This window comes from Amycolatopsis sp. NPDC104819 (assembly GCF_055583145.1).
This window is the reverse complement of sequence record NZ_JBVJON010000016.1, coordinates 133,729-160,619: the sequence shown is the minus strand read 5'-3', so window position 1 is coordinate 160,619 and position 26,891 is coordinate 133,729. Positions and strand designations below refer to the sequence as shown.

22 protein-coding genes and 1 pseudogene are annotated in these 26,891 nt (G+C 69.3%); 13 read left to right on the top strand and 10 right to left on the bottom strand.

Going from position 1 to position 26,891, the window contains the following annotated elements:
- Positions 1 to 65: 65 nt before the first annotated feature.
- Complete coding sequence (locus ACZ63E_RS38905) at positions 66 to 758, bottom strand: helix-turn-helix domain-containing protein (RefSeq protein ID WP_465341329.1); 693 nt, start codon at positions 756 to 758, stop codon at positions 66 to 68.
- Between the two features lie 307 nt (positions 759 to 1,065).
- Here ACZ63E_RS38905 and ACZ63E_RS38900 point away from each other — a divergent pair.
- From ACZ63E_RS38900 to ACZ63E_RS38885, 4 genes and pseudogenes are all read left to right on the top strand, one after another.
- Positions 1,066 to 1,224 (top strand): annotated as a pseudogene (locus tag ACZ63E_RS38900) (helix-turn-helix domain-containing protein); the annotation flags it as partial.
- A 130-nt stretch (positions 1,225 to 1,354) separates the two neighbouring features.
- The gene (locus ACZ63E_RS38895) at positions 1,355 to 1,639 is read left to right on the top strand and encodes a Scr1 family TA system antitoxin-like transcriptional regulator (protein WP_465341409.1); all 285 of its coding nucleotides are present in this window, start codon (positions 1,355 to 1,357) and stop codon (positions 1,637 to 1,639) included.
- 56 nt (positions 1,640 to 1,695) lie between these two features.
- Entirely contained in the window at positions 1,696 to 1,971 is a 276-nt protein-coding gene (locus ACZ63E_RS38890; RefSeq protein ID WP_465341328.1) for a DUF2510 domain-containing protein, read from the top strand.
- A gap of 91 nt (positions 1,972 to 2,062) precedes the next feature.
- Positions 2,063 to 2,917 carry a PaaX family transcriptional regulator gene (locus ACZ63E_RS38885; protein ID WP_465341327.1) on the top strand — a complete coding sequence of 285 codons (855 nt, stop codon included), beginning with the start codon at positions 2,063 to 2,065 and terminating at the stop codon, positions 2,915 to 2,917.
- Here ACZ63E_RS38885 and ACZ63E_RS38880 read toward each other — a convergent pair.
- On the bottom strand, positions 2,904 to 3,299 hold the full coding sequence (locus tag ACZ63E_RS38880) for a RidA family protein (RefSeq protein WP_465341326.1): 396 nt from the start codon (positions 3,297 to 3,299) through the stop codon (positions 2,904 to 2,906). The two genes, ACZ63E_RS38885 and ACZ63E_RS38880, sit on opposite strands and share 14 nt — an antisense overlap.
- Before the next feature lie 67 nt (positions 3,300 to 3,366).
- Here ACZ63E_RS38880 and ACZ63E_RS38875 point away from each other — a divergent pair, with 67 nt between their 5' ends.
- On the top strand, positions 3,367 to 5,709 hold the full coding sequence (locus ACZ63E_RS38875; protein ID WP_465341325.1) for a bifunctional salicylyl-CoA 5-hydroxylase/oxidoreductase: 2,343 nt from the start codon (positions 3,367 to 3,369) through the stop codon (positions 5,707 to 5,709).
- A complete protein-coding gene (locus tag ACZ63E_RS38870) occupies positions 5,706 to 6,869 on the top strand; it encodes an acyl-CoA dehydrogenase family protein (RefSeq protein WP_465341324.1) in 1,164 nt (387 codons plus the stop codon). Before ACZ63E_RS38875 ends, ACZ63E_RS38870 begins: the two co-directional genes overlap by 4 nt.
- A 266-nt stretch (positions 6,870 to 7,135) precedes the next feature.
- On the opposite strand, the gene ACZ63E_RS38865 is transcribed toward ACZ63E_RS38870, so the two are convergent.
- From ACZ63E_RS38865 to ACZ63E_RS38835, 7 genes are all read right to left on the bottom strand, one after another.
- Positions 7,136 to 8,539, bottom strand: a complete 1,404-nt coding sequence (locus ACZ63E_RS38865) for a GH1 family beta-glucosidase (RefSeq protein ID WP_465341323.1) — start codon at positions 8,537 to 8,539, stop codon at positions 7,136 to 7,138.
- Positions 8,540 to 8,581: 42 nt separating this feature from the next.
- Complete coding sequence (locus tag ACZ63E_RS38860; protein WP_465341322.1) at positions 8,582 to 9,577, bottom strand: ABC transporter ATP-binding protein; 996 nt, start codon at positions 9,575 to 9,577, stop codon at positions 8,582 to 8,584.
- Positions 9,574 to 10,557 (bottom strand): ABC transporter permease, encoded by a 984-nt coding sequence (locus ACZ63E_RS38855; RefSeq protein WP_465341321.1) that lies wholly within the window; start codon positions 10,555 to 10,557, stop codon positions 9,574 to 9,576. Before ACZ63E_RS38855 ends, ACZ63E_RS38860 begins: the two co-directional genes overlap by 4 nt.
- Position 10,558: 1 nt before the next feature.
- Positions 10,559 to 11,539, bottom strand: a complete 981-nt coding sequence (locus ACZ63E_RS38850) for an ABC transporter permease (protein WP_465302111.1) — start codon at positions 11,537 to 11,539, stop codon at positions 10,559 to 10,561.
- Positions 11,536 to 12,648 (bottom strand): ABC transporter ATP-binding protein, encoded by a 1,113-nt coding sequence (locus ACZ63E_RS38845; RefSeq protein ID WP_465341320.1) that lies wholly within the window; start codon positions 12,646 to 12,648, stop codon positions 11,536 to 11,538. Before ACZ63E_RS38845 ends, ACZ63E_RS38850 begins: the two co-directional genes overlap by 4 nt.
- A 14-nt stretch (positions 12,649 to 12,662) precedes the next feature.
- Positions 12,663 to 14,333, bottom strand: coding sequence for an ABC transporter substrate-binding protein (locus tag ACZ63E_RS38840; protein WP_465341319.1), 1,671 nt, complete (start codon positions 14,331 to 14,333; stop codon positions 12,663 to 12,665).
- Positions 14,334 to 14,539: 206 nt separating this feature from the next.
- Complete coding sequence (locus ACZ63E_RS38835; protein WP_465341318.1) at positions 14,540 to 15,772, bottom strand: ROK family transcriptional regulator; 1,233 nt, start codon at positions 15,770 to 15,772, stop codon at positions 14,540 to 14,542.
- A 132-nt stretch (positions 15,773 to 15,904) separates the two neighbouring features.
- On the opposite strand from ACZ63E_RS38835, the gene ACZ63E_RS38830 reads away from it, so the two are divergent.
- The 5 genes from ACZ63E_RS38830 (at position 15,905) to ACZ63E_RS38810 (ending at position 23,707) form a co-directional block, all read left to right on the top strand.
- Positions 15,905 to 17,140: an ROK family transcriptional regulator gene (locus tag ACZ63E_RS38830; RefSeq protein ID WP_465341316.1), complete on the top strand. Its 1,236-nt coding sequence runs from the start codon at positions 15,905 to 15,907 to the stop codon at positions 17,138 to 17,140.
- A gap of 976 nt (positions 17,141 to 18,116) precedes the next feature.
- A complete protein-coding gene (locus ACZ63E_RS38825) occupies positions 18,117 to 19,343 on the top strand; it encodes a family 16 glycosylhydrolase (RefSeq protein ID WP_465341315.1) in 1,227 nt (408 codons plus the stop codon).
- A gap of 103 nt (positions 19,344 to 19,446) precedes the next feature.
- Positions 19,447 to 20,490 carry an RICIN domain-containing protein gene (locus ACZ63E_RS38820; protein WP_465341314.1) on the top strand — a complete coding sequence of 348 codons (1,044 nt, stop codon included), beginning with the start codon at positions 19,447 to 19,449 and terminating at the stop codon, positions 20,488 to 20,490.
- Complete coding sequence (locus tag ACZ63E_RS38815) at positions 20,487 to 22,346, top strand: ricin-type beta-trefoil lectin domain protein (RefSeq protein ID WP_465341313.1); 1,860 nt, start codon at positions 20,487 to 20,489, stop codon at positions 22,344 to 22,346. Before ACZ63E_RS38820 ends, ACZ63E_RS38815 begins: the two co-directional genes overlap by 4 nt.
- Positions 22,343 to 23,707 (top strand): ricin-type beta-trefoil lectin domain protein, encoded by a 1,365-nt coding sequence (locus ACZ63E_RS38810; protein WP_465341312.1) that lies wholly within the window; start codon positions 22,343 to 22,345, stop codon positions 23,705 to 23,707. The genes ACZ63E_RS38815 and ACZ63E_RS38810 overlap by 4 nt, the downstream gene beginning before the upstream one ends.
- A 300-nt stretch (positions 23,708 to 24,007) precedes the next feature.
- On the opposite strand, the gene ACZ63E_RS38805 is transcribed toward ACZ63E_RS38810, so the two are convergent.
- Positions 24,008 to 24,727: a GntR family transcriptional regulator gene (locus ACZ63E_RS38805; RefSeq protein WP_465341311.1), complete on the bottom strand. Its 720-nt coding sequence runs from the start codon at positions 24,725 to 24,727 to the stop codon at positions 24,008 to 24,010.
- A 117-nt stretch (positions 24,728 to 24,844) separates the two neighbouring features.
- On the opposite strand from ACZ63E_RS38805, the gene ACZ63E_RS38800 reads away from it, so the two are divergent.
- Both ACZ63E_RS38800 and ACZ63E_RS38795 read left to right on the top strand, forming a co-directional pair.
- A complete protein-coding gene (locus ACZ63E_RS38800; RefSeq protein ID WP_465302088.1) occupies positions 24,845 to 26,086 on the top strand; it encodes an MFS transporter in 1,242 nt (413 codons plus the stop codon).
- A 10-nt stretch (positions 26,087 to 26,096) separates the two neighbouring features.
- Entirely contained in the window at positions 26,097 to 26,891 is a 795-nt protein-coding gene (locus ACZ63E_RS38795; protein WP_465341310.1) for a putative hydro-lyase, read from the top strand.

Sequence of the window (26,891 nt, the reverse complement as noted above, 5' to 3'; positions counted from 1 at the left end):
CGCGAAGGGGCAGAACCGCAGGCCCGGTCGCCAGGACGGTCCGCCTGGAGTTCTGCGCGGAACCATCAGCGGCCGAGCACCGGCACCATCCGCGTCAGGAGATAGGTGCATGCCCATCGCGACTCGGTGCCTTTCGGGTTGATCGCACCCTTGGCCAGCTTCGGCGCGAGCTTCTGAGGCTCCGGGATCGTGGTGGGGTCGTCGGCCCCGGCGAGTGCCGTCTTCCAGTCCAGCTGCGTGAGCCGGGAAATCTCCGAGGCGAGGATCAGCCGCCTTACCTTGGGATCGTTCTCCAGCACCCGAATCACCAGTTCGGCATTCTGCCGTCCTGGGAGCTTGGCGATCACGCTCAGCGAGTTCGTACGCAGAGTCGCGGTATCACCTTCGACCGCCCATTTCCGAAACCACTCAGCAGCCTTGTCGGAAACGACGCTCCCCAGGCTGACGTCCGTCCGATGCGCGGTCGGTGTGTCTCGCAACGCCCCCGGATCACCCTGCTCGACACCGGCGAGCAGCGAGGCCCGGCTCGTCTTGTCGACGATCAGCAGGTTCGTGTGCGTGATGTCTTTGCGCCACATGTCGACTCCCAGAACTCGTTCGTACGCGTCGACAAGCTCGGTCGAGGCCGTGCGCCGGCCGGTCTCCACCATGCCGAGCAGCGACTTCGAAAACTTGATCTTCTTCGCCATCTCGGTGAGCGACAGGCCGGCGTCCTCGCGTTCGATTCGGAGCCGGGAGCCCGGAACGGATGTGGACACTCTGTGGACCCTTCTCCACTTCATCTCACAATGGGTGATGCCGAGACTACTCGTGTGACGAAACGCAATGGGGACATGCTCTCCCGCGAGGGGAGCTACGAGCAGCCGGCTGTCGGACGATGGGAATGGCACGTCTTCAGGGCGGACGATTGGGCCCACCTGTACCGGGTAGCCGACCTGGCGAATACACAGCTGGCCATGGTGCGTCCGTGATGCCTGCTCCGCGCACCGTTTCCGCTGGAGCACGATCGCCCGAGCATCGATCCTCGCCGGCTCGCGACGGTGAACCGGACGGAGCGGCCTGAACGTGTGTGATCCCATCGACCGGCCCACGATCGTCGCCCTGGCCGGGGGACTCCGCGAGGCCCGCCACCGGCGCGGCATCAGTGTCCGTCGCCTCGCCTGCCTGGCCGACCTCCATCCCGGCGTGCTTTCCAGTTACGAGCTCGGTCAGCGAACACCGCCCGAGCACGTTGTCGCGTTCATCCTCGGCGTGTTGCGGGCACCGAGAGCCGAGTGGGAGCAGCTCTTGGACTTTGCCCGCCGGCCACTACGAAGACCTCCTGCGAGCAACCTACGGACAACGATCGACGCACGTGCCGCGGTACACCTACCTCGTCGGCGAAGCCGCTGGCGAGCTGCGCCGTCTGACAGACGTCGCGGCGCAGCACTCGCGCGTCCGCCGCGTCCCGGCCGCCGGTTGCGCGCCAGGCTTGCTCGAGCCCTTCACTCTGTACGAGCGAGATGGAGGCGCCTTCGCGGTCGCTGTGCGGCTTGGCCAGGGCAGCGTGTTCTTCACTCACGAAGCCGCCGTGACGACATTCACGAAGATCGCCAAGTCGCTGGAACAGCACGCCGCCTGCATCGCGGGGAAGCCGTAACGCCGCTCGAGTGATCGCCGACTCCTGCGGGTACACCCGACGGAAAGGCGGCCCGCGTGGGTCTCATCCGCAAGTCCCTCATGATCGGCACGGCCGGGCTCGTGCGCGGCAGCAGCAAGAAGCAGCGTGTCGCCAAGAAGTCGCTTCGCGAGCTGCAGGCGCAGACCCGGCTTCAGCGCCAGGCTATCGCGCAGCAGGCTCAGGCGCCCGCCGCTCAGCCTCCGGCCCCCGCCGGGCCGCCCGCCGGCTGGTACCCCTCACCGCAGCAGCCGAGTGCGACGCAGTGGTGGGACGGATCGCGGTGGACCGAGCACTTCAAGCCGGTCGGCTAGCAGGCACCTCGACCAGCTGAAACACCCCCTTCACGACCGCGCGCCCAAAACGTGCTCTTCCCCGGGGCGGCCCAGCCGTTATTGTGGCCCGATGACGGCCGTACCCGAGGCGACCGACCTGGACGGCTCCGGCCGTGCGGCGCAGCCTCGTCAGCTCATCGTGACGGTGTACGGCCTCTACTCGCGCACCGAAGGCGGCTGGCTCTCCGTCGCCTCGCTCATCGACCTGCTGGCCGCCGTCGGGGTGGACGAGCCCGCCGTGCGGTCCTCCATCTCCCGGCTCAAACGGCGCGGCATCCTCGAAGCCGTGCGCCGGGACGCCACCGCCGGGTACGAGCTGTCCGACGAAGCCCGCGAGATCCTGCGTGAGGGTGACGAGCGCATCTTCCGCCGCGAGCGCGCGACTCCCGCCGACGGCTGGCTGCTCGCCGTCTTCTCCGTGCCCGAGACCGAGCGGCACAAGCGGCACCTGCTGCGCACCCAGCTCGCGCGGATGGGCTTCGGCACCGCCGCCTCCGGCGTCTGGATCGCGCCGGCCCACCTCCACGACGCCGCCGCCGAGGCGCTGACCCGGCTCGGCCTCGCCGGGTACGCCGACCTCTTTCGCGCCGACCACCTGGCCTTCGGTGACGTCGCCGCGAAGGTCCGGGACTGGTGGGACCTCGAGCGGCTCGACGAGCTCTACACGACCTTCCTCGACGAGCACGGCCCGGCGCTGCGCCGCTGGCAGCGCCGCAAGTCCGTGGCCGAAGACGAGGCCTTCGCCGACTACGTCCGGGTGCTCACCGGCTGGCGGCGGATGCCCTACCTCGACCCCGGCCTGCCCGCGGAGTTCCTGCCGGACGACTGGTCGGGGATCCGCGCGGCCGAGCTGTTCTTCGAGCTGCACTCCCGCCTCGAGACCCCGGCGCGCGCGTACGTCGCGAAGTCGATCAACGTGGGCTGACGACCGCGAAGCCCTGCACCTCGACCAGGGCCTCGTCGTCCCACAGCCGCGAGACGCCGATGCCGGCCATCGCCGGGTACTCCGTGCCCGCGAGCCGCCGCCAGACCGCGCCGATCTCGCGCGCGTGCGCCCGGTAGTCAGGCATGTCGACGATGTAGATAGTCACGCTGCAGAGGTCTTCGGGCGTGCCGCCGGCAGCGCGCAGGGACGTCAGCAGGTTGCCGAGCGCGCGTTCGAACTGCTCCACCACGCCGTCGCCGACGATCTTGTTCGACGCGTCCAGCGCGGTCTGCCCGGCGAGGAAGACGACCCGCCCCTCCGCCACCACCGCGTGCGAGAACCCGGACGGCTTGCCGAGCTCGGGCGGGTTGATGCGTTCCATGCCCGACACCGTAACCCATCTTTCGCCTCATTGACGGTCGTACCGCCGACGACATACCCTGGGCGGCGTGCGAATCGGTGTGATCGGCGGCGGCCCGGCAGGCCTGTACTTCGCCGCGCTGGCGAAACAGCTCGGTCCCGGGCACGACATCACCGTCTGGGAGCGCAACGCCCCGGACGACACGTTCGGCTTCGGGGTCGTCTTCTCCGACGAGACGCTCGGCGGCATCGAGCACGCCGACGCGGCCGTGCACGAGGCCATGCGCGCCGAGTTCGCGCGCTGGGACGACATCGACGTCCACTACCGCGGCACGGTCACCACCTCGGGTGGCCACGGCTTCGCCGCGATGAGCCGCAAACGTTTGCTCGGCATCCTGCAGCACCGGTGCGCCGAGCTGGGCGTGGCGCTGCGCTTCCGCGAGGAGGCGCCCACCGACCTGTCCGGTTACGACCTGGTCATCGCCGCCGACGGGGTCAACTCCGCGGTGCGCGCGCGGCACGCCGAGCACTTCCGGCCGAGCGTCGAGACGCGCCGGTGCCGCTACATCTGGCTCGGCACGGACCTCGTGTTCGACGCCTTCAAGTTCTACGTCCTCGAGACGCCGGCCGGGATCATGCAGATCCACGGCTACCCGTACGGCCGCGACGGCAGCACGTTCATCCTCGAGGTGCAGGAGGACGTCTGGCAGCGGACGTTCGGGCCCATCGCGGCCACGAACCTCAAGCCGGGCGAGAGCGACGAGAAGTCGATCGCGCTGATCCGCGAGCTGTGCGCCGACGTCCTCGACGGCCACGGCGTCATGGCCAACAACTCGAAGTGGGTCTCGTTCGGCACCGTGCGCTGCGAGAGCTGGGTGCACGACAACGTCGTCCTCCTCGGCGACGCGGCGCACACCGCGCACTTCTCGATCGGCTCCGGCACGAAGCTGGCGATGGAGGACGCGCTCGCGCTGGCCGCCTGCCTGCACGAACACGAAGGTATCGCGGAGGCGCTCAAGGCCTACGAGCTGGAACGGCGCCCGGTCGTCACGTCGACGCAGCGCGCCGCCCAGGCGAGCCTGGAGTGGTTCGAAAACATCGCGCAGTACGCCCACCAGGAGCCGCCGCAGTTCGCGTTCAACATCCTCACGCGCAGCCGCCGCGTCACCTACGACAACCTCCGCCTGCGTGATCCGGAGTTCGCCACCGAGCTCGACCACTGGTTCGCGCGGTCGCTCGGGACGACGTCGCGGCCGCCGATGTTCCAGCCGTTCAAGCTCGGTGAGCTCGAGCTGGCCAACCGGATCATCGTGTCCCCGATGGACATGTACTCCGCGGTCGACGGCGTGCCGGGCGACTTCCACCTCGTGCACCTGGGCAGCAAGGCGCTCGGCGGCGCCGGGCTGGTGATGACCGAGATGGTCTGCGTCTCCCCGGAAGGCCGGATCACGCCCGGCTGCGGCGGGTTGTACACCGCCGAGCAGGAGGCGGCCTGGAAGCGCGTCGTGGACTTCGTGCACACGCAGTCACCCGCGCGCATCGGTGTCCAGTTGGGACACTCCGGCCGCAAGGGCTCGACCAAGCTCATGTGGGACGGCATCGACGAGCCGCTCCCGGACGGCAACTGGGAGATCAGCGCGCCCTCGGCACTGGCCTACTCCGACCGGAACCAGGTCCCCCGCGAACTGTCCACAACGGACATGGCCGGGATCAGGGACGAGTTCGTTGCCTGCGCCGAAGCCGCCGGGCGTGCCGGGTTCGACGTGCTCGAACTGCACTGCGCACACGGCTACCTGCTGTCGTCTTTCCTTTCCCCGCTGACGAACCGGCGTCGTGACGAGTACGGCGGCTCGCTCGAGAACCGGCTGCGGTTCCCGCTCGAAGTCTTCGACGCGGTCCGCGCGGTGTGGCCGGCCGAGCGGCCGATGACCGTCCGGATCTCGGCGACCGACTGGGCCGAGGGCGGCATCACCGCCGACGACGCCGTCGAGATCGCCCGGGCCTTCGCCGAGCACGGCGCGGCCGGCATCGACGTCTCGACCGGGCAGGTCGTCTGCGACGAGAAACCGCAGTACGGCCGCAGCTACCAGACGCCCTACGCCGACCGGATCCGCAACGAGATCGGGCAGGAGTACGGCATCGCGGTGATCGCGGTCGGCGCGATCTCGTCCTACGACGACGTGAACGCGCTGATCCTGGCTGGGCGCGCAGACCTCTGCGCGCTGGGCCGCACCCACCTCTACGATCCACAGTGGACTCTGCACGCGGCGGCCGAGCAGGGGTATCCGATGCCGTGGCCGAAGCCGTTCGCCGCGGGTAGCCGCAAGCCGCAGACCGGCCGGAGTGACGGCCCGGAGCCGCGGCTCGACCTCGTCCGGTCGGGGCCCACCGGCACCGCCCATGCCCGCTGGCGACCGGGAGCCTCGTCATGACCGCTTTCGCCCTGACCCCGGAGCAGAAGGAGTTCGCCGGCGAGGTCCGGCGGCTGGGCGAGGAGCAGCTGCGCCCGCTCGCCGAGTCCGGTGTGGAGGGTGCGGTCAACCGCCCGCTGCTCAAGGCGATGGGCGCGCTCGGCCTGCTCGCGCGGCTCTTCCCCGGCGTCGCCGACGGAAAGCCGTCGCGCCAGGCGGCCGCGACGGATCTCTGCATCCTGCGGGAGAACCTCGCCACGGTGAGTACCGAAGCCGAGACGGCGCTGGCGTTGCAGGGCCTGGGAAGCTACCCGGTCCTGCAGTCCGGACAGGACGGTCAGGTCGACAGGTGGCTGCCCGCCGTCGCGGCCGGGGACGCCGTCGCCGCGTTCGCCCTGACCGAGCCGGACGCCGGTTCGGACGCGGCCGCACTGTCGCTCGCCGCGGAGCCCGACGGCGACGGCTGGCGGCTCACCGGCGAGAAGATGTGGATCTCCAACGCGCCCGAGGCCGACTTCTACACGGTGTTCGCGCGCACGGCCGAAGGCCTGGGTTCCCGCGGGGTCAGCGCGTTTGTGGTCCCCGGCAACCGGCCCGGGCTCGGCGGTGAGCACCTCGACCTGGTCAGCCCGCACCCGATCGGCACGGTGACGTTCGACGGCGTCGAGGTCCGGCGCGAGGAATTGCTGGGGGAAGAGAACCGCGGCTTCGCCGTGGCGATGCGGACCCTCGACCTCTTCCGGCCGAGCGTCGGCGCGTTCGCCGTCGGGATGGCGCAGGCCGCGCTCGACGCCACTGTGGACCACACGGGCGAGCGGGAAGCTTTTGGTGGCCCGCTGATCAAGCAGCAGGCGGTGGCGCACATGCTCGCCGAGATGGCGACCCGCACGGAAGCCGCGCGGCTGCTGGTGTACGCCGCCGCGGCCGCCTACGACGCGGGTGAGCCGAACCTCGGCGGCCGCGCGGCGATGGCGAAGCTGTTCGCCACCGAAGCCGCGCAGTTCGTCGTCGACTCCGCGGTGCAGCTGCACGGCGCGCGAGCCCTGCGGCGAGGGCACCTCCTCGAGCACCTCTACCGCGAGGTCCGCGCACCGCGCATTTACGAGGGCGCGTCGGAGATCCAGCGGACGATCATCGCGCGATGGCTGGCTTCGGCTTCCGGTCGAGCCACCACTGGCTGAGCAGCAGCAGGCTGAGCAGGCTCATCGTAGATCCGGCCGACCCGGCGGTGCACCACCGGATGGGTGCGCCGCAGCCACGGCCAGACCTGCAGGAGCACACCGGACGGTCATGGCCAACCCCCAAGTCGGCTACTCGTCCGACGCTAGAAGCGTGCCCCACCCGGAACCATCCGGCGCACCACCGGCCACACGGTGGGGCTCGCCCTACAGCCGAAAAGCCGTGAAGGCCACCTCGAGGTTTCGAGGCGGCCTTCACGAACCTGGGGTCAGCTGCCGCGGACCCGCCGCACGGTGTCGCGGTAGAAATACCCGCTCTGCTTGATCGTCCGCTCCTGCGTCTCGTAATCCACGCGGATCAGCCCGAACCGCTTCGCGTAGCCATAAGCCCACTCGAAGTTGTCCAAAAGGGACCAAGCGAAGTACCCACGCACGTCCGCACCGGCATTGCGCGCCGCCGCCACCGCGGCGATGTGCGAGGCCAGGTAAGCCGTTCGCTGCTCGTCGCGGACGAAACCGGACGAGTCCGGGTCGTCCTCGAACGCCGAGCCGTTTTCCGTGATGTACATCGGGAGACCCGGGTAGTCACGCCCGAGGCGGGTCAGCAGCTCGGTGAACTTGTCCGGCAGGATCTCCCAGCCCATCGCCGTCGTCGGCTCGCCGAACGGGACCACCCGGGATGCCGGTGCCCCCTCCTCGTCCACGGAAGAGCCGTTCTCGTCGACACCCGAGAACTGCTGGCCGAAGTAGTAGTTCACGCCCAGGAAGTCCAGCGGGGTCGAGATGACCGACAGGTCGCCGTCCTGGATCGGCAGCTTCACGCCGCGGGCCTCCAGGTCCTCGACCACGTCCGACGGGTACTCCCCGCGGACCAGCGGGTCCAGGTAGATCCGGACACCGAGGCCGTCCGCCTGCCGGGCCGCGCGAACGTCCTCTTCGGACTCCGTCGCCGGGTCGGCCGTGCACATGTTGAGCGTGATGCCGAACTCCGTGTCCGGCGGTGCGGCCTCCCGCATCCGCTGGGTCGCGAGACCGTGGCCGAGCAGCAGGTGGTGGACCGCGTGCAGCCCGGCCGCGTAGTCACGCCGGCCCGGCGCCATCACGCCGTGCACGTACCCGTGCATGGCCGAGCACCACGGCTCGTTCAGCGTCGTCCAGTGCCGCACCCGGTCCTTGAGGCGGTCGAACACCAGCATCGCGTAGTCGGCGAAGCGGTACGCCGTGTCGCGCGCCGGCCAGCCACCCGCGTCTTCGAGCTCCTGCGGGAGGTCCCAGTGGTACAGCGTCAGCCACGGCGTGATGCCGCGCTCGAGCGTCTCGTCGACCAGCCGCTCGTAGAACCCCATGCCCGCTTCGTTGACCCCGCCGCGCCCGCGCGGCTGGATCCGGGGCCACGCCACGGAAAACCGGTAGGTGTCGGCGCCCAGCTCGCCGACGAGCCCGATGTCCGCCGGCATCCGGTGGTAGTGGTCGCACGCCACGTCGCCGGTGTCGTTGTTGTCGATCGCCCACGGGACCTGGCAGAAAGTGTCCCAGATGGACGGTGTGCGCCCGTCTTCGGAGACCGCGCCTTCGATCTGGTACGCGGCGGTGGCCACGCCCCAGCGGAAGTCCGACGGCAGGCTGTCGATCAGCGCCTGCTGCTGCGCGGTCGCGGCTGTGGTCTCGGTCAAGGCAGGTCTCCTCCAGTGGTGCCGGACAGGGACGGACGGCGTTCAGGGAGTGGCGACCGGGTGCAGGAAGCAGGCCACTTCCCGGCTCCGGTCACCGCCGGGCAAGCCCAGCTCGGGCACCTTCGAGTCGCACGGCTCGAAGGCCTTGGGACACCGCGGGTGGAACGCGCAGCCGGCCGGCATGCCCCGCGTGTCCGGCGGTGAGCCCGGGATCCCGGCCAGCTCGCGGCGCGGACCGCGCAAGGCCGGGAACGAGTTCAGCAAGCCGTGGCTGTACGGGTGCAGCGCGTCCCGGTAGAGGTCCGACGCCGGCGCCTGCTCGACGATCCGGCCGCCGTACATGATCGCGATCCGGTCCGAGAACTCGACCAGCAGCGAAAGGTCGTGCGTGATGAACAGGACCGAAAAGCCCAGCCGCTCCCGCAGTTCCACGAGCTGGCCGAGGATCTGGCGCTGCATCACGACGTCGAGCGCGGTGGTCGGCTCGTCCATGATGACCACGCGCGGTTCGAGCGCCAGCGCCATCGCGATCATCACGCGCTGCCGCATGCCGCCGGAGAGCTGGTGCGGGTACGCCTCCAGCCGGTCGGCCGAAATCCCGACCAGCTTGAGCAGGTCGCGAGCGCGAGCCACCCGCCCCGCCTTCGTCGACCGCGGCTCGTGCGCCTTGATGACGTCGACGAGCTGGGTGACGACCTTGTGCACCGGGTTCAGCGAGTTCATCGCGCCCTGGAACACGATCGACGTCTCCGCCCACCGGAAGTCCCGCAGCTGCTTGTCCGTCAGCTTCAGCACGTCGTAGGGTTCGCCGTCGCCGGGGTGGTAGATCACCTCACCACCGCGGATCACGCCCGGCGGCGCCAGCAGCCGCGTCAGCCCGTAGGCCAAAGTGGACTTACCGCTGCCGCTTTCCCCGGCCAGGCCGAGGACTTCGCCGCGGTGCAGCGTCAGGTGCACGTCCCGGACCGCGCGCACGGCCTCGTCGCCGACGCCGTAGTCGACGTCCAGGCCCTTGATCTCCAGGACCGGGTCCATCATGGCTGTTCCTCCCGCCCGAGCACGGGCGTGAAGCCCACGCGCATGCGATGCGTCCGCCCGTCGGCGCCCTTGACGCGCGCCTTGCCGCTGCCGCGCAGCCGCGGGCTGACGAACTCGTCGATGCCAAAGTTGAGCAGGGACAACGCGGTGCCGAGGATCGCGATCGCCAGCCCGGCCGGCACGAACCACCACCACGCGCCCTGCGCGAGGGCCTGCTGGCTCTGCGCCCAGAACAGGATCGTGCCCCAGTTCCAGTTGGACAGTCCCGAGACGCCGACGAACGCCAGCGTGATCTCCGACATCACGGCGAAGATCACCGTGCCGACGAAGCTGGACGCGATCACCGCGGTCAGGTTCGGCAGGATCTCGAAGAAGATCAGCCGCCACGTCGACTCGCCGGTCGCGCGGGCCGCTTCGACGTACTCCCGGCCACGCAACGAAAGCGTCTGCGCTCTGAGCACCCGCGCACCCCACGCCCACGACGTGAACCCGATGATCACCGCCACCAGGAAGTCACCGCCGGTGGGCACCGCGCTGCCGATGATGATGATCAGCGGCAGCGCCGGGATCACCAGGAACACGTTGGACAGCGCGGAGAGACCCTCGCCCGGCGTGCCGCCGAGGTAGCCGGAGGTCACACCGACGACCACCGCGAGGATCGTCGCCACCACCCCGGCGGCCAGGCCGACGAGCATGACGCTGCGCGTGCCGACCACCACCTGGCTGAAGATGTCCTGGCCGAGGTGGGTGGTGCCGAACCAGTGCCGGGCCGACGGCGCCTCCAGCAGGTCGCTGCTGCGGGCCGACGGGTCGTACGGCGCGATCCACTCGCCGATGATCGCGAGCACCAGGAAGAAGACGATGACGGCGAGGCCGGTGACCGTCTTGCCGCCGGTCAGGAACCGGAACCGGCGCCGGCGCACCGGCGCGCCGACCGGCAGGGCCTGCACGGCCTTGACGTCCGCTGCGGGCACAGCCATGTCAGCCCTCCTTCCGGGTGCGCGGGTCGAGCGCGAGGTACGCGACGTCGGCGAACAGGTTCGCCACCAGCACCGACAGCGTGATGATCAGGAAGATGCCCTGCATCAGCGGGTAGTCCTGCGAACCGACCGCCTGGAACAGCTGGTAACCGACGCCGGGGTAGGAGAAGACGATCTCCACCAGCAGCGTGCCACCGACGATGAACCCGAGGGCCAGCGCGAAGCCGGACACGCTCGGCAGCAGCGCGTTGCGGGCGGCGTACCCGACCATCACCCGGCGTTCGGGCAGGCCTTTGGCGTGCGCGACGGTGACGTAGTCCTCCGACGCGACGGTGACCATCATGTTGCGCATGCCCAGGATCCAGCTGCCCATCGAGCTGATCAGGATGGTCAGCGCGGGCAGCAGGCTGTGCTGGATCGCGCTGCCGATGAACGTGCCGTCCCAGCCGGGCACCGTGCCCGGGTCGTACCCGCCGGACGACGGGAAGAAGCTGCCCGGGCCGGCCAGCAGCGTCAGCGCGATCAGGCCGAGCCAGAAGTACGGGATCGACGAGAGGAACGTCGTCACCGGCAGCAGGCCGTCGACCCACGAGCCGCGCTTCCAGCCGGCGAACACGCCGAGCCCGGTGCCGATCGCGAAACCGACGATCGTGGTGATGCCGACCAGGATGATCGTCCACGGCAGACTGTCGCCGAGCAGCTCGGACACCGGCGTCGGGAAGAACGTGAACGAGATCCCGAGGTCACCGCGGAAGAGCTGGCCCCAGTAGTCGAAGTACTGGGAGATCAGGCTTTCGTTCTTGTCGAGTCCGAAGAGGACGTACAGCGACTGGACGGCGTCCTGGCTGATCATGCCCTGGTTCTTCGCGATCAGCGACTGCACCGGGTCACCCGGGATCATCCGCGGGATGAAGAAGTTGATGGTGACGGCGGCCCACGCGGTGAAGACGTAGAAGACCAGCCGTTGCAGCAGGAACCTCATCGGGCGGCCCCGTCGTAGAGCCAGCACGCGGCCCAGTGGCCGGGCGCGTCGTCGACCTCGAACCGCGGCGGCAGCTCGGTCTTGCAGCGTTCCATCGCCACCGGGCAGCGAGGGTGGAACCGGCAGCCCGGCGGCGGGTCGATCAGGCTCGGCGGCTCGCCGGCCCCGCGCTCGGCGGGCACCTCACCGGGCGCGAGCTCGGTGTCCACGGCGCCGACCTGGAGCCGGTCGGGGTCGGGGGCGGAGTTGATGAGCAGCCGGGTGTACGGGTGCGCCGGGTTCTGCGTGATGGTCTCGCTGTCGCCGCCTTCGACCATGCGGCCCGCGTACATCACCATCGTCTCGTCGGCGAAGTAGCGCGCCGACGCGATGTCGTGGGTGATGTAGAGGATCGCCAGGTGGAGGCGTTCCTTGAGGTCCCGCAACAGGTTCAGCACGCCGAGCCGGATCGAGACGTCCAACATGGACACCGGCTCGTCGGCCAGCAGCGCCTCGGGGTCCGCGCCGAGCGCCCGCGCGATCGCGACGCGCTGGCGCTGCCCGCCGGACAGCTCGTGCGGGAACTTGTCGATGTACCGTTCCGGCGGCGTCATCTGGACGCGCGCGAGCAGCTCGTGCAGCGACTTCTCCAGGTCGTCGCCCGCGCGGCCGTGGATCTTCAGCGCCCGTGTCAGGTGGTAGCGCACGGTGTGCACCGGGTTCAGCGACGCGAACGGGTCCTGGAAGATCATCTGGACCCGGCGGCAGTAGGCCCGGAACGCCTTGCCGTGCTTGACGTTCACCGTCTCGCCGTGCAGCCGGATGTCCCCGCCGGTGCGCGGGTAGAGCCCCGCGAGCAGCCGCGCGACGGTCGACTTGCCCGAGCCGGACTCGCCGACCAGCGCGGTGACCCGGCCACGCCGCAGCGTGAGGGTCACGTCGTCGACGGCCTGCACGGCGCGCCGCGGGCCGGTGAGGGCCGCGCGGCCCTTCCGCCGGACCGGGAAGTGCTTCGTGAGCCCCGCCGCCTCCAGAACGACGGGGAGGTCCCCCTCCGACCCGACGGCGACGGGGTCGGAGGGGGCGGGGGCGGCCGCAGCGTCGCCGCGGCCGTCCCCGTGTTCCGTCATGATCGAATCCGCCATCAGGCCGCGGGCTTCAGGTGGAGGACGATGTCCAGCGCGTTGCGCAGCGTGGGCTGCGCCGGGCCGTAGGGGTTGGCCTCGTCCGGCCAGCCGACCCAGTTCTTCGTGCTGTACTCGCCGCCGGAGTTCGCCGCCGACGTCGGGATCATCGGCTGCTGGTCGATCATGATCTTCTGCAGCGTGGCCATCGCGGCGGTGCGGGACGCGTCGTCCTCGGCGTTGGCGTAGGTCGCCAGGGCCTGGGTCGCCTCGTCGTTCTTGTACCGGCCGTAGTTGCCGTTGATGCCACCCTGGCCGGTCGGCTTGTAGCGCGAGCCGTCCATCACGTCGCGGTACATGTCGTACGGCGTCGCGCCGTCGTTGGTCCAGTGCATCAGACCCTCGAAGTCACCGGTGTCGACCGACTTGATCCACGCGTCCTGGTTCATCTTCTCGACCGTGGCGGTGATGCCGATCTGCGCCAGGTTGTCCTTGATGATCTCCAGGTCGGTGATGTAGTCCGACCAGCCCGACGGGACGGTGAGCTTCAGCGTGACCGGCTTGCCGCTCGGGTCGGCCAGCTTGTCGCCGTTGAACTTGTACCCCGCGCCCGTGAGCAGCGACTTCGCGCCCGGGACGTCGACCTGGACCGACTGGCCCTTGTACTGCGGCGCGATGAACGGGTCGCCCGCCGGCGTCGGAATGCCGGTGACCTGGTCGTTCTTCGGGTAGAAGTACCCGGCCTCACCCTGGTTGAAGATGTCGTCGCGGTTGATGACCTTGTTGACGGCCTGACGCAGCTTCGCGTCGTTCCACGGCGCCTTCTCGGTGTTGAACCACAGGCCGTGCACGGCCAGCTGCGCCGGGAACCACAGCTTGTAGTGCTGCGGGTCCTTGTTGGTGTAGACGGCCTTGTAGTTCGGGATGAAGACGAAGCTCCACTCCGACGCCCCGCTCACCAGCGCGTTGACCTGCGCGTTGTTGTCGGTGTAGGAGGTGTAGCGGATCTCCTTGACCTTCGGCGCTTCCTGCCAGTAACCGGTGTCGCGCCGGGTGACGATCATCGTCTGCGGCGTCGCCGACTTCAGCGTGTACGGCCCGGTGCCGATCGGGTTCTTCACCGTGTCGAGCGCCGGGTCCTTGATGGACTGCCAGACGTGCTTCGGCACGACGAGCGTCTGCAGGATCTTGACCTGGTTGACGAACTGGGAGCCGTCGAAGGCCAGCGTGACCTGGTTGCCGGCCGGGGTGATGTCCTTGTACGGCACGGCGTCGACGTTCAGCGCCTTGTTGTCGCGCAGCAGCTGGAACGTGTAGGCGACGTCCTCGGCGGTCATCGGCTGGCCGTCGGAGAACTTGACGCCGTCACGGACGGTGAGAACGAGCTTCTTGTAGTTGTCCGACCAGTCCCACTTCGTCGCCAGCCACGGCTTGCCGGGCTCCTGCGGCTTGACGCGGTTCAGCATGACCAGGGGCTCGTAGATCATCCACCGGTAGCCCATGTTCGACAGGGCGGACGTCTCGAGGAACGGGTTGTTGTTCTCCGACTGCGGGCCGTCGGGCTTGCCGACGTTGAGGACCGCGTCGGGGTTGCCCTGCCCGGCGCTCGAGCTGCCTCCCCCGCACGCGGTCAGGCCGGTGACGGCCATCAGTCCGACTAGCGCTGCGACGATGGAGCGCTTGACTCGCATCGGTTCCTCCTGGTCATCGACGACGTGCGTGATGTCGACTGGTAGCGAGCCCCGACCGCCGGCGACCGAACGACGCCCCGAAGTCAACCCGGGTGACTCGGGTCACGTCAATAACACGCGGGTAACGTTTTGTACCTAAGTTTAAGTACTAAAAGAACTGGATGGTTGGACCACTTGGCGGTGCTACTCCTTGCGACGCAAGGGTTTCAGCCGGTCCGGCCACCCGTCGCGAGCAGCTGCGCGACGGGCAGCGTCGCCGCGCCGAGCGCGACCGCCTCGGGCCCGAGCCGGCCGAGGACGACCTCGGTGCGCTCGGCGAGGTAGTCCAGGGCGTGCCGGCCCACCGCATCGCGCACCGCGGGCAGGATCGCCGGTCCCATGATCGCCCCCGCCGAGCCGGAAAGCACCACCCGGTCGGGGCTGAGCAGGTTGATCAGGTTCGCGATGCCGATGCCCAGGTACTCGCCGGTCTCGGCGAGCACGTCGGCGGCGGCCCCGCCCTGCTCGGCCTCGGCGACGATCCGGGCCAGCTCGGCGTCGCTTTCATCCCCGATGACCGGTTCCTGGCCGACCCGGTCGGCGTAGTGCCGGACGACCGCCTCGGTGCCGACGTAGGCCTCCAGGCAGCCGTGCGAGCCGCACCGGCAGGCCGCGCCGGCCGCCTTGACGACGGTGTGGCCCCACTCGCTGGTGGTGATGCCGGGGTGCGACGGCCCGGCCGTCGCGACGGCGGCCCCGACCCCGACGCCGAGCAGCGCGACGATGGCGCGTTCGGCGCCCCGGCCGGCGCCGCGCCAGGTCTCGGCCTGGCCGAGCGTGCGGGCGCGGTTGTCGAGGTGGAGCGCCATGAGCTCACGACCCGGCCGCGGCCCGGGCCCCGGCGGGAACAGCGCGTCGATGTGCGGCCGGATCAGGCCGGCGAAGGCGACCCCGCGCCAGCCGAGGGTGGGCGCGTGCACGATCCCGCCGTCGCGGACCGCGCCGGGCACCCCGATGCCGACCCCGAACACCGCGCCCGGTTCGCCGTCTTCGAGCACTTCGGCGATGCCGGTTCGCACCAGTCCGGCCACTTCGTCCGGATCGAGCCGGGTGCCGACGAGCGGGTGCCGTACCGTGCCGAGGGTCCCGAGGGCGCAGTCGAACAGGCCGACTTCGACGTGCGTCTCACTGACGTCGACGCCGACGACGTGCCCGAAGTCCGGCCGCACGGCCAGCAGCGTCCGGGGCCGTCCGCCGTCCGATTCAACCGATCCCGCCTCCGCGACGACGCCGTCCGCGATGAGCTCGGAGACGACGTTCGTAACGGTGGCGGCCGACAGTCCCGATTCAGCTACTAGTTCCAGTCTGCTGACGGGGCCGCGAAGGTAGAGGGAAGACAGGAGGGCCGCGCGGTTGTGCCGTCGGAGGTCTCGGGTCGTCTGGCGTACCACCTGGGTCACCTGGGGGATTGTGCCAGAGACTGACCGTGCGACCATCAGTTCGGGACTTAGTTCACTACTTAATACATAGCCACAACTTACGGTGATCAGGCATCCTGTCAGTGAGCCGGTAAGAGTTCAGATGGGTTGCCCATGGCGAGCAAGCGCACCACCGTCCGCGATCTGCGGCGGCACAACCGTTCCCTGCTGCTGTCGAAACTGTACTTCGACGGCCCGCTGTCGCGGCACGAACTCAGCCAGCTCACCGGATTGAGTGCGGCGACGGTCAGCAACGTGACCGCCGAACTGGGCGAAGAGCGCCTGATCACGGAAGCGGGCCAGGTCGAGTCCGACGGCGGCCGGCCAAGGGTGCTCCTGCGCGTCGACCCGGCGTACGGGCACGTCGCAGGGGTGGACATCGGCGAAACCGGCGTCAAGGTCGAGCTGTTCGACCTGGCGATGAACCGCCTGGCAACGGTCGAGCACCCGCTCCCGAAGGCCCCGGACCCGGCAACGGCGGTCGAGCAGGTGACGTCCGGACTGCGTGAGGTGTTCGCAAGCGCGGGCATCGACGACTCGGCGGTCCTCGGGGTCGGAATCGGCGTCCCGGGCACGGTCGAGCAGGGCGCGGAGGTCCTGGTCCACGCCCCCACGGTCGGCTGGGAGGCGGTCCCGTTCGCCTCGCTGTTGCACGAAGCAGGAGTGACGCTCCCCCTGTTCGTCGACAACGGCGCGAAGACACAGGGGCAGGCAGAGATGTGGTTCGGCGCAGGCCGCGGAGCAAGGCACGCGGTGATAGCGCTGATCGGCTCAGGCGTCGGCGCAGCGGTGGTAACGGACGGCACGACGTACCGAGGTTCGACGAGCAGCGCGGGCGAGTGGGGCCACACAACAATCGCGTACGGAGGCCAGGACTGCCGCTGCGGCGCCCGAGGCTGCCTGGAGGCGTACATCGGAGCGGGCGGGGTCCTGGCGAGGTACCGGAAGGTCCGCGGCAAGGAGGTCCCGGGCGAGGACGAGCAGGCCCAGTTCGCGGCCCTGTTGGAGGCAGCGGCCAAGTCCAAGACGGCAGCCCGAGTCCTGGACGAGACGGCGGGCTACCTGGGCGCAGGCATAGCGAACTTGATCAACCTGTTCAACCCGGAGCGCATAGTGATCGGCGGCTGGGCCGGGCTGGCCCTGGGCGAGCAGCTGCTCCCGCGCATCCGCTCGGCGGCGGGCGAGCACGCGCTGCGGCACCCGTTCAGCCAGACATCGATCCAGCTGGGGTCATTGGGCCTGGACGCGGTGGCAACAGGAGCGGCGACATTGCCGGTGGCAGACCTCCTGGAGCAGGGAGCAACATCAAGACTGGCGAAGCCAGGAGCCCCCGACTCCGACGCGGCGTAAGGCGAGAGCACGCAGGCGAGTTACACGAGAACAGACACCAACGAGCACCCAGACCCCCCGCACCCCGATCCGAAGCCAGAACACGGCCGGCGGCGCCGGGTCAAGGCATCTTTCCCGCCTTGACGCGGTGCTGCCGGCCGTAGTCACAATCGGGCTTCGGGGTGCCGGAGAGCCAGGAGGGGCAGGGGCTTCGGGGTGCTGCGGAAGGCACGAGCCACCGGAGCCGGAGGGCCAGGTGGGGCCTCGGGGTGCCAGAGGGGCTTCGGGGTGCCGGAAAGCCAGAAGGGGCCGGAGGGCCAGGAGGGGCTTCGGGGTGCCGGAGAGGCAGGAGGGGCTTCGGGGGTGCCGGAGGGCCAGGAGCCACCCAAGCAGAGCCCGCCCTCCCAGGGCAGGGTTCCGGCAAAGTCGGATTCGCCGGTCAGCTCGCAGCGCGGACGGCCAGGTACACCACACCGGAGGTCGCGGTAGCGGCCCGGGAAGGTCGTGAATGACTCATTCATGACCTCTGACGAGGTGAATGAGTCATTCACGACATCGCAGCGGCCCGCCGGTCACGTTCGCCCCGACTTCGCCGGAACCCCCGCCCTCCCTGGGGGGCGTGCCCTTGTCCAGCGTATCCCCACCACCCGTCAAAACCCCGCCAAAGCCCCCCGCCCCACCCCACCTGTCCACAACTCACCCGCCCTGTGGACAACCGCATGTCCCGCCCATCGGGAACCCCCTCCCGCAACCCACCCACCCTTAATTCGGGTTGAAAAAAAATGACCGCCCGACGGTTGCCCGGCTTGTCTGGACCATGCATACTTTGTTGCCAAGCACAACAAAGGTCTGAACCACTTCGCGACCCATCCCCCGCCCCCGGGTCGCGAAGCCGGTCGCGCCTGCCGCCGCCCCGGCATGCGAGGCCACCTCCCCCTCCCCGGCGCTTCGTGCTGCGCGCGGAACGCCGGTCCCCACGGTGAGAGAGGCGACAACGATGTCCACCTCGTTCCGCAAGTTCCGAAGAGCAGCGGCGCTCCTGGCCACCTGCTCCCTGCTGCTGCTCGGGCAGCAGGCGCTGACCGCCCCCGCGGCCGAAGCCGCGGCCACCTTCACCGACGACTTCAACGGCCCCGCGGGCGCCGCCGTCGACGGCTCGAAGTGGCAGCTCGAAACCGGTGACAACGTCAACAACCACGAACGCCAGTACTACACGTCGGGCACCAACAACGCCCAGCTCGACGGCCAGGGCCACCTCGTGATCACGGCCAAGCGCGAGAACCCCGGCAACTACAACTGCTGGTACGGCCGCTGCGAGTACACCTCCGCGCGGCTGAACACGGCCGGCAAGTTCACCCAGGCCTACGGCCACTTCGAGACGCGCATGAAGCTCCCGCGCGGCCAGGGCATGTGGCCGGCCTTCTGGATGCTCGGCGGCGGCAACTGGCCGACCGACGGCGAGATCGACATCATGGAGAACGTCGGGTTCGAGCCGAACACCGTCCACGGCACGATCCACGGCCCGGGTTACTCCGGCTCCGGCGGCATCGGCGCCGGGTACAGCGGCCCCAACTTCTCCGACGACTTCCACACCTACGCCATCGACTGGTCCCCGAACCAGATCAAGTGGTACGTCGACGGGAACCTCTACCAGACGCGCACGCCGTCCGACCTGAACGGCAACCGCTGGGTCTACGACCACAACTTCTTCATCATCATGAACCTCGCCGTCGGCGGGTACTGGCCGGGCGACCCCAACAGCAGCACGCAGTTCCCGCAGCAGCTGGTCGTCGACTACGTCCACGTCACCAACGACACCGGCGGCGGCACCCCGCCGAGCGGGCGCACCGGGCGGATCACCGGCATCGGCGGCAAGTGCGTCGACGTCGCGGGCGCCAGCACCGCCAACCTCACGCCGATCCAGATCACCGACTGCAACGGCAACGCCGCGCAGAACTGGACGATCGCCAGTGACGGCACCATCCGCGCGCTGGGCAAGTGCATGGACGTCAACGCCGCGGGCACCGCGGACGGCACGGCGGTGCAGCTCTACGACTGCAACGGAACCGTGGCCCAGAAGTGGGTCGTCAGCGGGGCCAAGGACATCGTGAACCCCAACGCGAACAAGTGCCTGGACGCCACCGGGAACTCGAGCGCGAACGGCACCCGGCTGCAGATCTGGACCTGCGGCGGCGGCGCGAACCAGAAGTGGACCACTCCCTGACCCGCTCCCCTCGTGAGTGTTTAGGGCGGTTCTAACCGCCCTAAACACTCACGACCCCTTTTCCCATAGGAGAAACCCAGTGCGGCGATTCATCGTCGCGCTAATGGGGTGTGCCCTGTTAGCGCTTTCTTTCCTCAGCACAGGCTCGGCCCAGGCGGCCGTCGAGGCGGGACCGTCCGCGAGCCAGCTGCTCGCCAAGACCACGTCCTGCCAGCAGATCTCGAACGGCAAGTACTCCTTCGACGAAGGCGGTGCGGCCACCGTGCCCGTCTGCCAGGCCAACGGCGCGGTCTTCTTCAAGGCCGACATGGACATCGACTGCGACGGTGTCCGGACCAGCCAGTGCAACGAGCAGACCGACTGCTGCTTCTACCCGGACACCGCGTTCCACACCTCGACGGACCAGCCGCTCAACGCCGCGCAGCTGCCGTACATCGTGTTGCCGCAGCCGACGTCCACATGGGACTACCGGAACTACGGCATCGACGGCGGTTCGGTTGTGGCGGTGATCTACAACAACCAGGTCACCTACGCCGTGGTCGGCGACACCGGTCCGACGAGCATCATCGGTGAGGCGTCCTACGCGACGGCCGTCAACCTCGGCATCAACCCGGACCCGTCGAACGGCGGCACCGAGGGCCCGGTGACCTACATCGTGTTCCCGAACACGCACGTCAACCCGATCGAGAACCACAACAACGCCACCAGCCTCGGTGAGCAGGTCGCCACGCAGTTCGCCGGCGGCACCACCACTCCGCCCGCCGGTGGCGGCGGCCGGATCACCGGCATCGGCGGCAAGTGCGTCGATGTCAACGCGGCCAGCAACACCAACGGCACCGCCGTTCAGCTGTACGACTGCAACGGCTCGACCGCTCAACAGTGGACGGTCGGCTCCGACGGCACGGTCCGCGCGCTCGGCAAGTGCCTCGACGTCACCAGCGCGGGCACGACGAACGGCACGCCGATCCAGCTGTGGGACTGCAACGGTTCCAACGCCCAGAAGTGGACGGCGAACGGCTCGCAGAACCTCGTGAACGCCGGGTCCGGCAAGTGCCTCGACGCCACCGGCAACTCGAGTGCCAACGGCACCCGGCTCCAGATCTGGACCTGCGGGTCCGGTGCGAACCAGAAGTGGACGCTGCCATGAGAAAACGCTCTCTCCTCGCCCTCCTCGGCGTGACCGCGCTCGCCGCGGCCACCTTCGCCGTGCCCGCGCAGGCCGCGGGCGAGACCGTCAACGTCTGGCTGACCACGACCAGCGACTCCGGCGGCCGGACGGTCACCCGCGGTCTCCAGCAGCAGACGCCGGTCACCTTCGCCTCGGGCACCGGCACCGGCGGCGTGACCATCAACGTCAACGAAAACACCACCTACCAGCAGTTCGAAGGCGGTGGAGCGTCCTTCACGGACACCGCGGCCTGGCTGATGAACTCCAGCGGCGCGCTGTCGCAGGCCACCCGCGACGACACGATGCGCAAGCTGTTCGACCCGAACAGCGGCATCGGGCTGAGCTTCATCCGCAACCCGCTCGGCGCGTCCGACCTGGCCCGCTACAGCTACACCTTCGACGACATGCCGGCCGGCCAGACCGACCCGAACCTGACGCACTTCTCGATCGCGCACGACCAGGCCGACGTGCTGCCGCTGACCAAGCAGGCCAAGCAGCTCAACCCGCAGGCCAAGGTGATGGCGTCGCCGTGGAGCGCGCCGCCGTGGATGAAGGACAACGACAGCTACCTGCTGGGCTGGGTCGAGTCGCAGTACTACCCGGCGTACGCGCAGTACTTCGTCAAGTACCTGCAGGCCTACCAGGCCGCGGGGGTGCCGATCGACTACGTCTCGATGCAGAACGAGCCGACGTGCTGCTCGAGCTACCCGTCGACCAACTGGAACGGCGCGGGCCTGGCCTACTTCGCGAAGAACAACCTGCTGCCGGCCCTGCAGGGCGCCGGACTGTCCACAAAGGTCCTCGCGCTCGACTGGAACTGGGACACCTACGCGTCCTACGGCGCGCCGACGCTGGACGACTCGGCCATCCGCAACCACCCGAACTTCGGCGGTGTCGCCTGGCACGGGTACGGCGGGAACATCGCGCAGCAGACGACCACCCACAACCAGTACCCGAACGTCAACGCCTACTCGACCGAGCACTCCGGGGGCACCTGGATCTCGAACCAGCAGGCCGAGGACATGAACAACATCGTCGACTACACGCGCAACTGGTCGAAGAGCGTCACCAAGTGGAGCCTCGCCGTCGACCAGAACATGGGCCCGCACAACGGCGGCTGCGGCACCTGCACCGGCCTGATCACCGTCCACAACGGAGACTCGCGCAGCGGGCAGGTCGACTACACCGTCGAGTACTACACGATGGGGCACCTGACGAAGTTCGTGAAGCCGGGCGCGTACCGGATCGACTCGAACGACAACTCGACCGTCCGCAACGTCGCGTGGAAGAACCCGGACGGCTCGAAGGCGCTGATCGCGTACAACAGCGGCACCGGCAACCAGAGCGTGCGCGTGAACTGGGGCAACTCCTCGTTCACCTACACGCTGCCCGGCCACACGTCGGCGACGTTCACCTGGGCCGGCAACCAGGGCACGGGCGGCGGTGGCGGCAAAACCGGCGCGATCACCGGCCTCGGCGGCAAGTGCCTCGACGTCGCGGGCGCGAACAGCGCCAACGGCACCGCGGTCCAGCTCTACGACTGCAACGGATCCGGCGCGCAGCAGTGGACGGTCGGCACCGACGGCACGCTCCGCGCGCTGGGCAAATGCCTCGACGTCACCGGACAGTCCACAGCGGACGGCGCGTTGCTGCAGCTGTGGGACTGCGGCGGGACGGCCAACCAGAGATGGTCGGCGACCGCGGCCAAGGACATCGTCGGGGCGGCCTCGAACAAGTGCCTCGACGCGACCGGCAACTCCAGCGCGAACGGCACCCGGCTGCAGATCTGGACCTGCACCGGGGCCGCCAACCAGAAGTGGAACGTGCCCGCATGAAAAGACTCGCAGCATTCGCTGCCCTCGTAGCGGCCGCGTCGGCCCTGGTGCTCGCGCCCGGTGTCGCGCAGGCGGCGACCGGTCCGATCACCGGCCTCGCCGGCAAGTGCGTCGACGTCAACGCGGCGAGCACCGCGAACGGCACGGCCATCCAGCTGTACGACTGCAACGGCTCCGGCGCTCAACAGTGGACGGTCGGGTCCGACGGATCCCTGCAGGCGCTGGGCAAGTGCCTCGACGTCACGAGCGCCGGCACGGCCAACGGCACCACGATCCAGCTCTGGGACTGCAACGGCTCCAACGCCCAGAAGTGGACGGCCAACGCGGCGAAGAACCTCGTGAACACCGGGTCGGGCAAGTGCCTCGACGCCACCGGCAACTCGAGCGCGAACGGCACGCGGCTGCAGATCTGGACGTGCGCGACCAGCGCCAACCAGCAGTGGACGCTCCCGAGCGGCGGCACGACCCCGCCGCCGTCCGGCCCGGGCGTGATGGCCGTGGCGCCGTACCTCTACAACGGCTGGGGCAACCCGCCGAGCCCGCAGACGATCCAGAACGCCACCGGCGTCAAGTGGTTCACGCTGGCGTTCATCCTGTCCAACGGCTACTGCAACCCGATGTGGGACGGCGGGCGCGCGCTGACCGGCGGCGTCGACCAGAACACGATCAACGCGGTGCGCGCGGGCGGCGGCGACGTCATCCCGTCGTTCGGCGGGTACTCCGGCAACAAGCTGGAGTCGTCGTGCGGCAGCGCGGGTGAGCTGGCGGCGGGCTACCAGAAGGTGATCAGCGCCTACGGCCTCAAGGCGATCGACATCGACATCGAGGCCGACGCCTACAGCAACCCGACGGTGCAGCAGCGCACGGTCGACGCGCTGAAGACGGTCCGGGCGAACAACCCGGGCATCAAGCTGTACGTCACGTTTGGCACCGGACAGTCCGGTCCGGACAACAGCCTGGTCAACCGCGCGGCGCAGTCCGGCCTCACGGTCGACGGCTGGGTGATCATGCCGTTCGACTTCGGCGGCGCGGGCCAGAACATGGGCACGCTCACCCAGCGCGCGGCGGAAGGCCTCAAGAACGTCGTCAAGTCGGCTTACGGTTACGACGACGACACGGCCTACCGGCACATGGGCATCTCGTCGATGAACGGCATCACGGACAACAGCGAGACTGTCACGCTGAACGACTTCACCACCATCCTGGCCTACGCGAACCAGCACCACCTGGCCCGGTTGACGTTCTGGTCGGCCAACCGCGACCGCCCCTGCCCGGGCGCCTACCCGAACGACGACACGTGTTCGGGTGTTTCCCAGCAGGCGTGGGACTTCACGAGGATCTTCGCCCGCTACGCCGGCTGACGCACCATCGGAAAGCTTTGAAGGCCTCTTCGCCAGCACAAGAGCCGGCGAGGAGGCCTTCACGGCGTCAGGGCCGGAAGAGTGCCACATCGACCGGCCAAATCAGACAAAGGCGACCGTGCGGCCCCCTCGGGTCCGGAGCCGCCGGGCCGCAACACTGGGGAGGCCGCGACCCGGCAGCCGGACGGTCCGCAACCGCTGGGGGTACTCCGGCCGCGAAACCGCATCGAGGTTATCCAGCCGGGCCCGGCGAAGACGAGCACTCGGCCCGTCCGGACGGGGACGGTGCCCGAACGGCCACTACTCCGACATCGCCGCCCGGGCCACCGCGGCGCGGTCGGCGTAGGCCCCGACCAGCTGTTCTTCGGCGTCTTCGAGGTACTTCATCAGCAGCCGCTCGGCGCCCGGGCCGTCCCCGGCCTCGATGCGGTCGAGGATCTCGTGGTTGCGCGGCAGGTAGCGCTCGTGGAAGCGCCGGGGCTCGGCCATGATGTGGAAGACCAGCCGCAGCTCGGCGGTCAGCCGGCCGACCAGCTCGTTGACGCGCTCGCTGCCCGACAGCGCGGCGAGCTCCTGGTGGAACCAGACGTTCGCCGTCCCGAGGTCCTTCCAGTTGCCGCTGCGCGCGGCCTCGTCGCCGATCTCGACCTTCTCCCGGATCTTCGCGAACGACGCCGGCTTCGCCGTCACCCCGCGGACCGCCGCGCACTCGATGATCTTGCGCACCCGGTAGATGTCGACGACGTCCTCGACGCTCGGGATGCGGACGAAAACCCCGCGGTTGAGCTCGTGGGCCAGCAGCCGCTCGTGCGTGAGCAGCCGGAACGCCTCCCGCAGCGTGTTGCGCGAGACGCCGAGCGCGTTGCCGATGTCCTGCTCCGAGAGCCGGCCGCCGGGCAGGAAGAAGCCCTCCGCGATGCGCTTGCGGAGGACGCCGGCGACCCGCTCGGCGGTGCTCTTGCGGCTGACCAGGCCACGATCGGCCTCCAGGCCCGGAACCACGCTGTCTTCGATGACCACGTCACGGATGGTACCCGTCACACTGAGGACGATGTAATTGCCATCTTGTGGAATTGTTCAACAATCCCTACTGTGTGAGGCACGCCACGATGAGACACTGGCCAGGAGGTGCCCGACATGACTGCCACAGCAACCGAGGCCCGGCCGTTCGACTGGTTCCGCACACTCGGCAAACGCGGACGCCGCGCCTTCGCGGGTGCGTTCGGCGGCTACGGCCTGGACTCGTTCGACTACCAGACCCTGCCGCTCGGCCTCGCCGCGATCACCGCGTACTTCGGCATATCGAGCGGCGAAGCCGGCCTGCTCGGCACCACGACACTGGTCGTGTCGGCCATCGGCGGGGTCGGGGCCGGCATGCTGGCCGACCGGATCGGCCGCGTCCGCACGCTCCAGATCACCATCGCGATGTACACGATCTTCACCGTGCTCTGCGGGTTCGCGCCCAACTTCGAGACGCTGCTGATCTTCCGCGCCCTGCAGGGCCTGGGCTTCGGTGGTGAGTGGGCGGCCGGCGCGGCGCTGGTCGCGGAGTACTCCTCGGCCCGCTACCGCGGCCGGACCGTGGCGTTCGTGCAGAGCGCGTGGGCGGTCGGCTGGGGCCTGTCGGTGATCGTCTACACCGTCGTCTTCAGCGTCGCGAGCGACGACGTCGCCTGGCGCATCATGTTCTGGACCGGTGTCATCCCCGCGCTGCTCGTGCTGTGGGTGCGCAAGAGCGTCAAGGACGCGCCGCGCGCCGAGGAGCGGCTGAAGACGGAACGCCCGAAGGGCACGCTCGTCCAGATCTTCAAAGGTGACCTCCTGCGCACGACGTTCTTCGCCGCGCTACTGGCCACCGGCGTCCAGGGCGGCTACTACACGATCTCGACGTGGCTGCCGTCCTACCTGAAGAAGACGCGCGAACTGACCGTGATCGGCACCGGCGGTTACCTCGCCTTCCTGATCACCGGGGCGTTTGTCGGGTACGTCTGCGGCGGGTACCTCACGGACCTGATGGGGCGCAAGAAGACCTTCCTGACCTTCGCGATCCTCTCGGCGGGCCTGATCGTCGCGTACACGCAGATCCCCAAGGGCGCCAACGGCTTGATCCTCGTGCTCGGCTTCCCGCTCGGCTTCTCGATGTCCGCGATCTTCAGCGGTTTCGGCGCCTACCTCGCCGAGCTGTACCCGACGACGTTGCGCGGGACGGGACAGGGCTTCACCTACAACTTCGGCCGCGCGGTCGGCGCGATCTTCCCGACCGTCGTCGGTTTCCTCGGCGCGGGCGGCGCGATCGTGTTCGGCGCGCTGGGGTACGGCATCGCCGTGCTCGCTCTGCTGGGGCTCCCGGAAACCCGGGGCATCGAACTTGTCGACTGAGGGGGAGCTCGTGACGACTTTCGACGAACCCGCGACGTTCAGCCCGGCGCAGGCGCGCTCGGTGTTCCGCCGCGGCAACGCCCGCCCCACCACGGGCTGGGCCGACGGCTTCACCCAGACCAACCTGATCGCCGTGCCCCAGGACTGGGCCTACGACGTCCTGCTGTTCTGCACCCGCAACCCGCAGCCGTGCCCGCTGCTCGACGTCACCGACCCCGGTGACCCGGGCACGCGGCTCGCCGAGGGCGCGGATCTGCGCACCGACCTGCCGCGCTACCGGATCTGGCAGAACGGCGTGCTGGCCGGCGAGGTGTCGGACGCGACCGGCCTGTGGCGCAGCGACATGGTCGCCTTCTCCATCGGCTGCAGCTTCACCTTCGAGACGGCGCTGGCCGCCGAAGGTGTTCCGCTGCGGCACGTCGAGCAGGGCCGCAACGTCGCGATGTACGTGACGAACCGGCAGTGCGAGCCCGCCGGGCGGCTCTTCGGCCCGATGGTGGTCTCGATGCGGCAGATCCCCGAGGAGCGCGTCGACGACGCCATCCGCGTCACCCGCGCGATGCCGGCCGTGCACGGAGCTCCGGTGCACATCGGCGATCCGCGTACGCTGGGGATCGAAGACCTTTCCCGGCCGGACTTCGGTGATCCGGTGGACGCGCGCCCTGGTGACGTCCCGGTGTTCTGGGCCTGCGGGGTCACCCCGCAGGCGGCGCTGATGGCGTCGCGTCCCCCGTTCGCGATCACCCACGCACCGGGGTACATGTTCATCACCGACTCCCGCGACAGCGAATACCGGGTGGGTTGA

Coding starts and splice junctions, on each gene's coding strand:
- ACZ63E_RS38800 (WP_465302088.1), top strand. CDS start 24,845: ATGACTGCCACAGCAACCGAGGCCCGGCCGTTCGACTGGTTCCGCACA.
- ACZ63E_RS38830 (WP_465341316.1), top strand. CDS start 15,905: ATGGCGAGCAAGCGCACCACCGTCCGCGATCTGCGGCGGCACAACCGT.
- ACZ63E_RS38820 (WP_465341314.1), top strand. CDS start 19,447: ATGGGGTGTGCCCTGTTAGCGCTTTCTTTCCTCAGCACAGGCTCGGCC.
- ACZ63E_RS38815 (WP_465341313.1), top strand. CDS start 20,487: ATGAGAAAACGCTCTCTCCTCGCCCTCCTCGGCGTGACCGCGCTCGCC.
- ACZ63E_RS38825 (WP_465341315.1), top strand. CDS start 18,117: ATGTCCACCTCGTTCCGCAAGTTCCGAAGAGCAGCGGCGCTCCTGGCC.
- ACZ63E_RS38845 (WP_465341320.1), bottom strand. CDS start 12,648: ATGACGGAACACGGGGACGGCCGCGGCGACGCTGCGGCCGCCCCCGCC.
- ACZ63E_RS38880 (WP_465341326.1), bottom strand. CDS start 3,299: ATGGAACGCATCAACCCGCCCGAGCTCGGCAAGCCGTCCGGGTTCTCG.
- ACZ63E_RS38855 (WP_465341321.1), bottom strand. CDS start 10,557: ATGGCTGTGCCCGCAGCGGACGTCAAGGCCGTGCAGGCCCTGCCGGTC.
- ACZ63E_RS38840 (WP_465341319.1), bottom strand. CDS start 14,333: ATGCGAGTCAAGCGCTCCATCGTCGCAGCGCTAGTCGGACTGATGGCC.
- ACZ63E_RS38885 (WP_465341327.1), top strand. CDS start 2,063: ATGACGGCCGTACCCGAGGCGACCGACCTGGACGGCTCCGGCCGTGCG.
- ACZ63E_RS38850 (WP_465302111.1), bottom strand. CDS start 11,539: ATGAGGTTCCTGCTGCAACGGCTGGTCTTCTACGTCTTCACCGCGTGG.
- ACZ63E_RS38810 (WP_465341312.1), top strand. CDS start 22,343: ATGAAAAGACTCGCAGCATTCGCTGCCCTCGTAGCGGCCGCGTCGGCC.
- ACZ63E_RS38860 (WP_465341322.1), bottom strand. CDS start 9,577: ATGATGGACCCGGTCCTGGAGATCAAGGGCCTGGACGTCGACTACGGC.
- ACZ63E_RS38870 (WP_465341324.1), top strand. CDS start 5,706: ATGACCGCTTTCGCCCTGACCCCGGAGCAGAAGGAGTTCGCCGGCGAG.